The following is a 12651-nucleotide window of genomic DNA, read 5'->3' on the forward strand; positions in this document are numbered from 1 at the left end:
TGTTGGTTGGTGTAGGGAGGGCCAGCCCCGCCCAACTTGCCATTCGCCCAACACTCGAATACAGTTTATAATTAACGTAAACATACCATTACGAATCACGAAGGGAGCTCATTATGGAATCAAAAAAATTCGAATCCACCGACGAATATATCGCCCAATTCTCGCCGGAGGTGCAAGCGATTCTTCAGCAGGTTAGACAGACCATCGAGGAAACTGCGCCTGAAGCGACAGAGAAGATCAGCTATGCGATGCCGACTTTTGTGCTGCACGGGAATTTGGTTCATTTTGCGGCTTTCAAGCATCATATCGGATTTTACCCGGGGGCAAGCGGGATTGCAGCGTTCCAAGAGCAGCTGTCCGCCTACAAAGGAGCAAAAGGCTCCGTGCAGTTCCCGATAGACAAGCCTATGCCGCTGGAGCTTATTCGTGAGATCGTTAAATACAGAGTAGCGGATAATATCGAACGGGCAGCCAGTAAAGCCGCTAACAAAAAGAAAAGCGCAAAGTAGCATCGCCAAGCCATCAGTCAGTCATTCAGTTGGTCAGCCAGCCAGCGTGCAAAAAATTGAACGCAGGTTAGACAATTTTTTGAATTGTTTGGAAAGGTGTCACCATGCAAGATTAGATGAGGAGATATTTAACAGTATCTCCAATCTATTGTTGCAGGAGGGAATTAAGGAATGATGCAGGAATCAAGAAAAATGATTCAAGCCATGCTCGTCTTTGTACTCGTACTAGCAGGCTTGGTGCCTTCGGCGGCTCCAGCCGCGGCATCGGCAGTCACAATCTCTCAGTCAGGCACAATTGTAAGCGCTACCAATGGATTTTTGACTCTCAATTATGATTTGGCAAATGGCAAAGGCAATTTCTCGGCAGGAAGTACGGTCATTTTGTCGGACTTTTATTCCGATTACAGTGTGGCGGGAAACAGCACCCGAATCAGCTCGGCTGATCCGGCGACGCGAACCGCGAGCTGGGCGGCGACAGGGAACGACGGCTATGGTGCGAACGGCCAGCGGCTGACGATTACGAATCAGCTGAACTCCGGTTCGACAATCATTCTTCGGATTTCGATGTACGAGGACAAGTCCTATATTTTAACGGATATGACCGTAAACAACGGGACAAGCCAAAACATCGACTTCCTGGAGCCCATTGCCGCTAACAATCTGAATATCGGAGCGGGCTCGGACAAGCGGATTTATACGACGCCATATACGAACAACTATGATTTTGGCGTAGCTCCGGTTAATGATTTCGGCAAAAGCCAAAACGGCTACGACCGGCCTTACGGCGCAGGCGAAACATGGGCACCTTTCAACGGGACAAGCTATTGGGTTGCCTCGGTGTTCGATAATACGAATAAACATGGCGTAGTTGCAGGAGCTGCGACGACGTTCAATTGGAAAAGCATGCAGTATTTGCGCCAAGCCGCAACGGCCAACGGTCCGTTGACCGGATTTTCCATCTATAATGCGGGCGGGCAGCAAAGCGGCACCTCAGTAAGCTCAGACAAGTTTTTCCTCGGATACTTTGATGACTATCAGCAAGGTCTGGAGACGTTTGGCCGCACCTATGCCATCGCAGAGCCTAAGCTGGAATGGAATGACGATGTGCCAATTGGCTTCAACACTTGGTACGCCTACTATGCTTACCCGACAGCCGATGCAATGTTCCCGATGACGGATTATTTCGAGGAGCATTTGAAGCCGCTTGGCTACAACTACATGAATCTGGATTGCTGCTACCAAGGGGTTGAGAACAAGACCGATCTGGAGAATCTCGATGATTTCGTCGCCTATGTGCATGGAAAAGGGATGAAGGCCGGGACTTACTCTGCGCCATTCGCTATCTTTGATGATTTGACAGCTACTGTTCCTACAACGTCCTATACGTTTGGGGAAATTGCGCTCAAGGATGCCAGCGGCAACCCGATAAAATCCTACATCAACACGTACATCGTTGATGCGACCCATCCGGGCGGACAAGCTTATATCGCCTGGATTATGGACACGTATCATGTGAAGCCCGGCTTTGACTATGTGAAGCTCGATTTTATCGATCTGGGCATGTATGACGGCAAATTTTACGACACGACGAAAAACGGCATGCAAGCCTACCGGATCGGCATGCAGATTATGCGTGATGCGCTACTCGCCGCTCCTCAAGACATTTACATCAATGAATCGATAGCACCGCTGCTGCCTGCCGGTTATGCCCATGGCAGAAGAACAGGCGTGGATACGACAATTGGCCTTGAATCCTATCCGGGCATTGAGCGCCAAGCATTTAATGCTGCCGCCTCTTGGTGGACGAATGACACGTTGTACGCGTACAACGATGTCGATATGATTTTTCCAGAGAGTGTCATTAACGGCTTTGATAAAATCACTCTAAATGAAGGCACGCTTCTCTCGACGGCAATCGCGCTTGGGGGAGGACATTGGCTGATCGGTGACAACGTTCCGTTTATTTCCGAGGACCGGATGGCGATACTGCGCAACGCAGGCCTGCTTGATCTGGTCAAAAAAGGCAACGCAGCCAAGCCTGTGAAAATGTCGAATTTCTATCACAAGCTGGAGCATTCTCCTATCGCAATCTATTTGACGGACACTAACGGCGACCGTATCGTCGGCCTGTCCAACTGGGATATGAACAATTCTGCGCCAGTCTCGCTGTCATTTACTGATCTTGGATTAAACGCCAGCACGAACTACACATTGACTGAGATCTACAGCAGTACGAAAATCGGGCAATATACAGGAAGCTACTCTCGCACATTGAAGCCTGGCGAGTCTATCATCGTGCGTATCTCCGAGCAGCCTTCGTCGCTGCCGACGGCGCCGGTCAATCTTGCACTGGGTAAATCGGCAACAGCATCTTCTACCTGGTCCAGCGGATATGATGCAGCCAAGGCTATTGACGGCTCGGTCAGCACGCGCTGGAGCGGGGCGAGCGGTACGGCAAATGATCAATGGCTGGAGGTTAATCTGGGTGCCGCAACGAACGTAAACCGGGTTGCCGTCAGCGAATACGGCTCCGGTAACCAAAGCTTCCAGATCGATACGTATACGCTGCAGTATTGGAACGGCTCCGCTTACGTCAACTTGACGAAAGGCTTTACGATCGGCGACCGCCGCGTATTCGATTTCCCGACCGTAAACACTTCAAAAATCAGACTGTACATCAACAAAGCCCGTTTCATCCCATCGATCCAAGAGATCGAAATCTATAACGTACCTGGCAATACCGGATACCGGATCGATCAGGACAACAGCGGTTCCTCGTATTCGACCTATTCGGATATTCGCGACGTCATTCAGCGGATGCAGACTTTTACGATAACGCAATCCGAGCTGCCGAAAATGGACGTCTACTTGTATGAGAGCTACGTCAATAAGGTTCCGGAGGACAATTACTATTTGGATATTGTTGAATTGGACGCCAGCCACAATCCAGTGAAGAAGCTGTTCAGCGCCGCGCTGCAGCCTAACAACATCCCGGGAGCGGCTACGCCTTATGCCATCTATCCGCGCCTGACAGGTCTGGATACGAGTAAGAAGTATGGCTTGATTTTGCGCTCGCCGGGTTCGCTTGAGGACGGCTCTACGAACAACAAATACGGCTTTGCCTACAGCGACAGCAACACGTATGCCGGCGGCTTCGAGCGGCTGTCGACAGACGGCGGCTTGACCTGGACGACGGAAAACGCAGGCAACCGTGATCTGATCTTTACGATTTACAAATAACAGGCAGTGTGAAAAGAGGAGCAGCCGGCGGCTGCTCCTCTTTTGGTTATACCAGTCTAATCATCCTTATCCTTTATCCAGCTTATGCGTTTCCAGTACACGGATGACGATGACAGCCGCTTCAGCCCGGGTCAGGCTGGAGAGCGGATCGAACTTCGTACCGGATTTGCCGATCATGAGCCCTTGCTTGACGACAAGCGCCGCCGCGGATTTTGCGTAAGACGCAATGCTTCCGGCATCTGTAAATCCGGCGAGTACGGCTTCATCTGCTTTGGCGTCTACCTTCAGATAAGCCAGCACATTGGCAAGCAGAACGGCGATATTCTGGCGGCTAATGCTTGCATCTGGGTCAAATTGAGTGGCTGATTTGCCTTGAACGAGACCTAGCTGCTTCGCTGCGGCAATATCGCCTGCGTATGGAGAATCCGCAGCAACATCCTCATAAGGAGCGGCTCCATATACCGGTAATATGCCAAGTCCCTTCACAATCATCGACGTAAACTCGGCACGGGTAATGCTCTTGTTCACTCCGAATGCTTCGGCAGTAATTCCGTCAAGCAGCAGCTTGGCTGCGGCACGGTTAACGGCTTTCTTCGCCCATTCAGCTGTAACGTCGCTGTATGCGATATCCGATTGAACGATCGTATAAATGCTGTTGCCGTTGCGGAGGAGTTCAGCAGCGTAAGTACCGTCGCTGTTCTTCGTAAAGCGTGTCGGTACCGGACGGAATTCATTGGAATCCGGCAGGTAGACGACGCCGGTTGCTTTGGCTGGGTTCAGGCTTCCGCTAATTGTGAACAAGCGGCTGAGGGAATGTGAGCCCAATGCCGTTACCTCTTCGAACTGTCCGTTAGCGGCTTTCTTTAAAATTTGGAAATCAAGCGCTGGCACGAGCAGCTTCAAGCCTTCCGTCTCGGCCAGCTTCTGAATTGCTTCGGCAGTCTTGGCAGCAGGAGATGCGATAACGATGCGAATGTCTGCATCGAGATGAATCGCGTGCACCGGAATGGAGTAGGTGACACCATTCAGAATGATCGAGAGCTTCGCGTCTTCTCCTTTTGCGGCTATGGCTGTAATCACTTCTTTAGGTATTGTAATCTCGGCCTGTTTGCTGGCTGCAGAGATTATGAAAGATGAAGTATCGGCTGCTCCGATAGCTTTCACCGCGGCATCCTTCTTAATCTGAAGAATCCAGATATCTCCGGATTTGCTGATTTCAGCCTCCAGCTCGTTTTTGCCCGCGGCAGCGGCAGGAGGAGCGGATGAACCTGAGGAGCTGCTGTAGCCGGAAGTGCGCACAGTCAGCGGAGTGCTGAACGGCGATACCTCTGTAATTTGTCCATCAGTTTCCGCAATAGCCAGTACTGTAAAAGTATACTCCGTGTTTGGTGACAATTCGGTCAAAATGCCTTGCGTATCATCTGTTGTGACAAGGAAACGGTTATTGACATAGAACTCGTATGCAGTTGCCCCTTCAACTTCATTCCATTTCACTTCAATTGAGCTCGTACCGCTGCTCACCTTAACTAATTGCTGGGGTGCAGCAAGCGCATTCGGATTGACGATGCCGGTAATCGGCAAGTCCTTAACGAGCTGTGTCGTCAGCGTCCGATTCTCGTCATTGCTGATTTCCCAGCTCATGACGCCGCCCAAATTGAGCGTTTTGACAAGGGATGCCGCGTACATCATCGATGTTTCATCATTGTAAGTGATGAACGTGCCTGTCTCTTCGTTGAATAGATAAGGAACTTTCGCGTCTTCGTTCCAATAACGGACGTATCCGTTTTTACCAATAAAGCTGTTCTCCAAATCATCGAAATCATAAAAACCGTTTTCCCACTTGCCTACCGGAATTCCCGTACAAGTCTGGTACTCTCCAGGTTCAGGACAGCCTTCCCAGCCTTTTCCGTAATAAGGCACGCCAAGCAGCAGCTTATGAGGCGGAACGCCGCCGTTCAGATGGCCAAGAGCGCCGCCTCTGACGTTGTTGCGTTCAGCAGATGCTTTCGGATGCGTCTCATCATAGTAGAGCGGAGCGTTGTGGTGGGCTAGAAGCTCCCAGTTGCCGCTGTAATCGTAAGCCATAATATTAACGAAATCGAGGTATTGCACCGAGTTTGCCAGATCGGCATTCGGTATGAAGGAATCGGCTTGCTGGGAAGCGATCGTCAGCAAATAATATTTGCCGTCCTCCGAGCCTGCCGCGTCCAGAGCCTCCCGGACGGTTTTCATCAAAGCGGTAAAATTGACGTTGTCTTCAGGGCGGTGGCTATTGCCATCCTCGCCGCCTTCAACCGGATACTCCCAGTCGATGTCGACGCCGTCCAGATCATAAGCCCGCAGGAACTTCACGACAGAGCCGGAGAACGAGAGGCGTGTCTCCTCCGTTGCGGCCATATCCGAGAAGTAATTGGAGAAGGACCAGCCGCCTACGGACACGAGCATTTTCAGATGTGGATTGGAATCCTTAAGGGCAGAGAAGGTTTGGAAATTGGTTAAGTCGATCGACTGGTCTCCAACGACCATCTCACCATCGTGGACATATCGATCCTGCAGCGGCACTTTGTCAGTCTGACATTCTACGCCGTTCGAGCCTGCTTTCTTCCAGCAAAGGTCGGCAAATGCATAGTTAATGTGCGTCACCTTGGACAAATCAATATCGGTTGGTTTGAAATTGCGGGCATAGCCTGACCAGGCGGTGTAATACGTTACGTTGTTATAGCTGCTTCCCGGCACTGTTGTTACGGAGCCGCTTAGCGGCGATTCCCACAGGCTGTTTTTCGCTTTGGCCGTGAACGTATAGCTTTGTCCTGCGGTCAGGCCGTTTACGGTATAGCGGTTTGAATTGCTGCTGCCAATAAGAACGCCATCCTGATAAATATCATAGCTGCTGGCTCCCGGTGTTGGTGCCCAGCCAAGTGCTGCTGTGGTTGTATTTGTCGTCACGACTTGCAAATCACGTGGAGCATCCAGCTGTCCCCAAGTGAGGGTTACGGCATTGCTCTTCTCCGAGGCTTTGACCCCGTCGTCATTTGCCAGCTGTGCTCCGACCAAGAACGTCAGCGTCACGCCGCTACTGATCTCTTCAGGCGTCAAGTTGTACGTCAGACGGTTGGAGCCGTCCCAGATGCCGCCTTTATAGCCGCCGTTGATCCAATATTCATAGCCGTTGGCTGTCGGGCTGCCCTCCCAGCCCAGCGTAACGCTTGATTCCGTGAGGCTGATGACCTTCAGGTTTTGCGGCGGCATGAGCGGCAGCGGTTCATACTCGGACAGATCCTCTGTCGTCGTGAAGGTGACGACGTTGCTCTTGAGCTCCGGTGTCAACTGCGCCCATTGAATGCCGTCGGGACCGATTAAGAAGGAGTAGGTCGTCTCCGGGTTTAAGCCGCCTACAGTTGCTAATTGTGTGTTTCCGTAAAATTTATAGTTGCCGTTCGTATCCCAAATCCAGTAGTCGTCGATACCCGTTGCGTTCACCCATTTCAGCTTGACACTGTTGTGTGTGACGCTGACAACCTCCAGATTCGTTGCTCCGGCTGTCGGGCCAGGCGTTACGACCACTTCTCCATCCTTAGTTGTAAATTCAATAATGTTGCTCTTATGAATGACTTCAGGAAGCGGGCGTTCGTACCAAGTGATATAAAATTTGTACGTAGTATTAGGGGTTAGCCCGGTTAGCACTTTCTCACCGCTATTCCCCCATGTGAAGTAGCTTTCGCCGGTGTCGCTTTTCAGCCAAATATCAATATCATTCTTGTCAGGGTCCAGATCCCATTTGATCGTAGCGCTAGTTGTTGTGACAGAATCGGCAACAACGCTCAGGTTTTGCGGTGCTTCAGGGTCTTGTACTTCTGCCTGTCCGCCGCCGCTCGGTTCTTCGCTTTGCTCCTCGGGAGCTGATTCTTCTGCATACGAGACCGTTGCGCTCAGCAGCGGGCTAAAGGCCAGCGCGAGCACGAGAAATGCGATCAATAACGGCTTCATATTCTTGTTGCGAGACATCCAATACATTCAATCACCTCTTCTTATAAAATGTAGGGCTAGTCACGCTCCCCTCTATCATGGGTGGAAGTGATAGGGAACGGAAGGTGAAATTCATACGATAAATGGGATAAAATTTTACAAAAATGTAATATTGTCGATATGCGTTGTCGCATCCTTAGAGGATGTGACGGGTAGGCTCGAATGGCGTAACAGAGAGGCCTGGCGGGGCATGACGAACAGGGCGAGCCAATGCTGGCAGCGCCCTGTTCAAGTATTATTTTCAACCCAGGTTATCCGTTAGTTATGTGTTGTTGACTATTCTTGCTGGCGAAGGGATTGTTCCTCCCGCCTTACTTTCTCTGTAAATACGATCGCGTTCTCAATCGATTCCTTCAGCTGCTCAATGAATATTTCCGTTTCCGGGGTAAGCGATCTGTTTTTCAGCTTGATCCAGCCGAGCCGCATTTTATCGCCATAGTCCTCTAACGGAATGGACATAATGCGTCCATCCATAAATTCCTCCACAAGCAGACCGCTTCCCGTCGAGACGACGTCGGTATTGCACACGATATTAACGGCAGTAGCCCGGTCATTGACGACGATCGTCCGATTGGGTTTTCTGGCCGGGATCACATTGAATTCCTCGGAAAAATCGATCGATTCCCCCTGTTTATGCTCAAACGCCATATAGATATAGTCGTTCAAATCCTCCGCCTTCAACGAATCTCTTCCCGCCAAAGGATGCCCCTTCCTCACATAGACACAGGGCTGAATTTTGCGCAGCAGATGGAACTCAATATTTCGTGTACCGAGAAAACGTTTGATAATCTTCTCCGTCAAGTTGGAAGTGAAGATGACCCCGATATCCGAGACAGAAGCCGACACATCTTCAATGACCTTGTCCATGCTCGTCTCCCGGATCGTAAAGCTGAACCGCGGGTTATCGATTTGGTTCACCAGCCGGACGAAGGCATCTACTGCGAACGGGTAGCGCTGGGTCGATACGGAAAACTGAGCTTCCGGCTCTACCTGATTCGAAGTGTACAGGCTCTCGATATAGGATTTGCGCTCCAGCAGCGAATTGGCATAGCTCAGAAATTGCCTGCCTTCCGGCGTCAATTCCACCCCTTGATTGCTGCGGGTAAAAATCGAGATATTGAGCTCGGCCTCGAGCTCTTTCAGTGCGCTGCTGATGCTGGATTGCGAGACGAACAGCGCAGCGGCCGCTTTATTAATCGAACGGCAGCGGGCGATTTCCGCTACATATTTCATTTGCTGAAAGGTCATGCTCGTTCCTCCTATTAATAGCTCTTATTATTGTATCGCAATGCGGAAAAAGAGCCAATTCGTTATCGGTTGAATCGATAGCAAACGGCAGTTTTTATGTTTTAACACATCGTATTTTGTCACGGTATACTTTAGAGATGGAATGAACGAGAAACGGATCAGCATGTTCATGAGTGGAATATGGTCACGGACAGGGAGAGTCATGCAGGATGAAACAGAACAAAATGGGGCCGATCGCGCTCAGCGGTTTAATTATCGGGCCGATACTCGGCTCCGGTATTTTAATTCTTCCGCCCATCGTGTACGGTATCGCGAAGGATTGGGCGGTTTTGGCGTGGCTGGCGATTATTTTGATCAGCTTTGTAGTCGCGTTTATTTTTGGGTATATCAGCATTCAGTTTCCGGGCGACGGCGGAGCGACGAATGCGGTTGAGCATGTATTTGGTCCGTATGCCAAACGGCTGGCAGCTTTTTACCTCATTATAGGAGTGACGTTCGGCGCATCAGCGGTGCTGCTGACGGCAGGGGAATATATGGCGAAGCTTGGGGGCATGTCCCCTCTGACGGTAAGTTTCATTCTGCTGCCGGTCTGTATCGCGTTATTGCTGGCGAGGGTTCATTTTCTGGGGAAAGTCGCTTTCGTCATGTCGATTGTGGCAGCCGCTGTGCTGTTTCTGGGCGGGGCCAAAAGCTTGCTGGATTACCCCGAGCCGCTTGCCATCACAAGCAGCTTTGATCCTTCGGCCTTTGGCTATGCGCTGCTGATTCTATTCTGGGCGATCTTCGGCTGGGAGATTATCGGGAATTACAGCGGTGATGTGAGGGAGCCGAAAAAAACGATCCGCAGAGCGATCTGGATCAGCATCGCGGCAATTTCCGCAGTCGATCTCGTCGTTGCCGCAGCGATTCAGCGAACGGCTGCTAGCTCAATTGGCGAAGGGGACCTTACGATTACGGCTATTATCCATTCGCTGTTTGGAGGGCTGAGTCCGCTCATTATGGCGCTGCTTGCCTTGTTTCTATGCGGTTCTACTTATTTTCTATATGCGGGAGGCATTGCTAGACTGATTGCTTCCTTGTCGGCGGAGAAGGTGCTTCCGGCTTTTCTGGGCAAGCGGTCGCAACATAATGTTCCGGTAGTTGGAGTTCTAGTTATATTTGTGCTGAATGTGGCGGTGCTGCTGGCAGTTCGCGCCGGATGGTTCGACCTGGAAGAGCTGGTCGCTTTCGCAAACAGCTTTCTGACGATTAACGCATTAATCGGTATTGTTGCGGGAATTGTGCTGATTCCGAGTAAGTTTATAAAAATTAGCGGGAGCATACTTGCTTTATTTTTTGTCGGGATGCTGTTTTTCCACTCTTCACCGCTGTCTTTGGTACTGATCGGCGTTTTGGCTGTCTATTATTTGTATAGACATTTTTCTGCTAGGGTTAGACTTACTTGAGTTCTTTTGGTATCGTGGATAAAGATGGAATTATTGGTGATTATGATCCGCACTGCGAAGGGAGCTTTCAGGTATGGAGAAGATGGAACTGGCAGAACAGATTTACAACGCCTCGCATCTGACGGGCACATTCCGTTTACGGTCAGGCAAGCAATCCGATCAATATTTTGACAAGTATTTATTCGAGTCCGATCCTAAGCTGCTCGCGGCAATTGCCGAAAAGCTTGCCCCGTTGGTCCCGCCGGGTACGGAGGTGTTGGCCGGACTTGAGATGGGCGGCATTCCGGTAGCGACTGCGCTGTCTTTAAAAACAGGCATACCAGCCGCGTTCGTACGGAAGAAGGCGAAGGAATACGGGACATGCAAGCTGGCTGAAGGAATTGAGATTGCCGGCAAAAACGTCTGTATCATCGAGGACGTCGTAACGACCGGCGGCCAAATTTTGCTTAGTGCGGAAGATTTGAAGCAGCATGGGGCGAATGTTCACGCAGTAGTTAGCGTCATTGAGAGAGAGGCGGCAGGCCGGGACAATCTGGAGCAGGCGGGCCTCGCCTTCTATTCCCTGTTTACGATGGACGAGCTGCTGGCAGCTGCGAAATAGATTTTGATAGAGACGAGTCGCCTTGAGGCGGCTCTTTTTTTTGTGGCTTGTTGCCGAGGCTTGTATGACGAGCAATGAGATTAGCTGATTCGATGAACGCTCTATTAATTGAAACGAGATGCGAGACGCCGTGTTATCGCGTTTTCTCTGCTTCTTTGTTTAATAGACGGAGCTCATGGCGAAGCGACTCCAGCTCATTGTCGACATGGGTGATGAATTTGAGCAGCGTAATGCCGAGCAGCGTGAAGACCAGCCCGCTTACTGGGAACACGACTCGCTTAACCGTTATTTTCATAAAAACATAGTCGGAGGTTTCCGACGAAAAGGTTTTCGGCATGTATTGCCACAACCCGTAGATCATAAGCAGGACGCCTATCGCGAGAATGAATACTGACAAATATTTAATTGGTTTGAAGTTCATGGTGTGCGTCAACCTCCAGTTCGTTGAAACTCGTAACTCATACGTATAGGAGCTATGGAAAGTTGCGGAAGGCGCTGAGTTCATACGAAGCGGTAAAGCGGTGCTGGGCATAAAAACGGCAACGGCAGGTAGTAGAAAAACTGGGTACTAGGTAGGCTAGAGGAGTAGGCTAGAGGAGTAAGGTGAACGTAGCGGTAAGAGATACACTTGGAGGTAATGGGAGTTAGGAGTACAAGGAAGACAGGTGGAAGACGCTAAAGAAACTAAGGAGCGCAACAGTGACACTATAGACAAGTAAAATTGTTAGTCGACGTGTCAAAAAGCGAATCAAAATGCAAATGTGCATTTTGATTGCGCCATAAAGGGGCAAAAAGGGCTTCAAAATGTAAAAGTACATTTTGAAGGGGCTAAAATGGCTGTTTTCCCTCGTTTTTGCCCAATCTAACTGCACTTTTGCATTTTGAGCCTCGATATTGGCCGAAAAGCCGCAAACAAACTGCACTTTTACATTTTGATTGACGGTTGGAGGCTATGAGCGGAGAAAAGAGGACTGTTTGAGGAGTGTGCACCATCTGCGGTGGGGCAACTCCCGGCAAATCATAAGCAGCATGAACTAGGAACCTGTAAACCACACAAAACTTAATTAGTGAAGTAGGTTCGCTCCAAACAACATTTGAGCGAGGGCAATCCGCATCTCCGTAGAATGCACGATACTCAGCCGTTAGCGAAGCGGGTTCGCAAATCAGCGAAGCAATATTCGCTATACTGGCGAAATAGAAGAGGCTGAGTGAGAACAGCGAACCAATTTTCGCTAATCGCGAACCTATGTTCATGAGTAGCGAAGCTAGCTTCGCTCTAGCAGAAGTCCGCCCCCGCAAGCCTCTGTGTAGCGAATCTGTCTTCGCAAAATAGCGAAACAGGTTCGCTCCAACCAACATTTGAGCGAGATGAAACCCACATCTCCGAAGAAAACACGATACTTAGCTGTTAGCGAAGCGGGTTCGCAAATCAACGAAGCAATTTTCGCTATACTGGCGAATTTGAAGAGGCTGAACTGGTGCAACGAACCAATTTTCGCTAATCGCGAACCTATGTTCATGAGTAGCGAAGCTAGCTTCGCTCTAGCAGAAGTCCGCCCCCGCAAGCCTCTGTGTAGCGAAC

The 12651-nt window shown here is 50.2% G+C and carries 8 protein-coding genes; 5 read left to right on the top strand and 3 right to left on the bottom strand.

Annotation, left to right across the window (positions count from 1 at the left end):
- Window positions 1–113 precede the first annotated feature (113 nt).
- Both ACFVVF_RS22915 and ACFVVF_RS22920 read left to right on the top strand, forming a co-directional pair.
- Window positions 114–509, top strand: coding sequence for an iron chaperone (locus ACFVVF_RS22915; protein ID WP_387814616.1), 396 nt, complete (start codon window positions 114–116; stop codon window positions 507–509).
- A 171-nt stretch (window positions 510–680) separates the two neighbouring features.
- Window positions 681–3749, top strand: coding sequence for a discoidin domain-containing protein (locus ACFVVF_RS22920; RefSeq protein ID WP_387814618.1), 3069 nt, complete (start codon window positions 681–683; stop codon window positions 3747–3749).
- A 66-nt stretch (window positions 3750–3815) separates the two neighbouring features.
- Here ACFVVF_RS22920 and ACFVVF_RS22925 read toward each other — a convergent pair whose 3' ends face one another.
- Both ACFVVF_RS22925 and ACFVVF_RS22930 read right to left on the bottom strand, forming a co-directional pair.
- Entirely contained in the window at window positions 3816–7754 is a 3939-nt protein-coding gene (locus ACFVVF_RS22925; protein WP_387814620.1) for a glycosyl hydrolase family 18 protein, read from the bottom strand.
- A 297-nt stretch (window positions 7755–8051) separates the two neighbouring features.
- Window positions 8052–9023, bottom strand: a complete 972-nt coding sequence (locus tag ACFVVF_RS22930; protein ID WP_387814622.1) for a LysR family transcriptional regulator — start codon at window positions 9021–9023, stop codon at window positions 8052–8054.
- Window positions 9024–9232: 209 nt separating this feature from the next.
- Between ACFVVF_RS22930 and ACFVVF_RS22935 the strand changes: the two genes are divergently transcribed.
- Both ACFVVF_RS22935 and pyrE read left to right on the top strand, forming a co-directional pair.
- Window positions 9233–10468 carry an APC family permease gene (locus ACFVVF_RS22935; protein ID WP_387814623.1) on the top strand — a complete coding sequence of 412 codons (1236 nt, stop codon included), beginning with the start codon at window positions 9233–9235 and terminating at the stop codon, window positions 10466–10468.
- Window positions 10469–10541: 73 nt separating this feature from the next.
- On the top strand, window positions 10542–11069 hold the full coding sequence (gene pyrE, locus ACFVVF_RS22940) for an orotate phosphoribosyltransferase (protein WP_387814625.1): 528 nt from the start codon (window positions 10542–10544) through the stop codon (window positions 11067–11069).
- A gap of 133 nt (window positions 11070–11202) precedes the next feature.
- Here pyrE and ACFVVF_RS22945 read toward each other — a convergent pair whose 3' ends face one another.
- Window positions 11203–11490 (bottom strand): hypothetical protein, encoded by a 288-nt coding sequence (locus tag ACFVVF_RS22945; RefSeq protein ID WP_387814627.1) that lies wholly within the window; start codon window positions 11488–11490, stop codon window positions 11203–11205.
- 938 nt (window positions 11491–12428) lie between these two features.
- Here ACFVVF_RS22945 and ACFVVF_RS22950 point away from each other — a divergent pair.
- A partial coding sequence (locus tag ACFVVF_RS22950) for a hypothetical protein (RefSeq protein ID WP_387814629.1) occupies window positions 12429–12651 on the top strand: 223 nt, incomplete at its 3' end.

Source organism: Paenibacillus sp. NPDC058174 (assembly GCF_042883865.1).
Lineage (GTDB): Bacteria > Bacillota > Bacilli > Paenibacillales > Paenibacillaceae > Pristimantibacillus.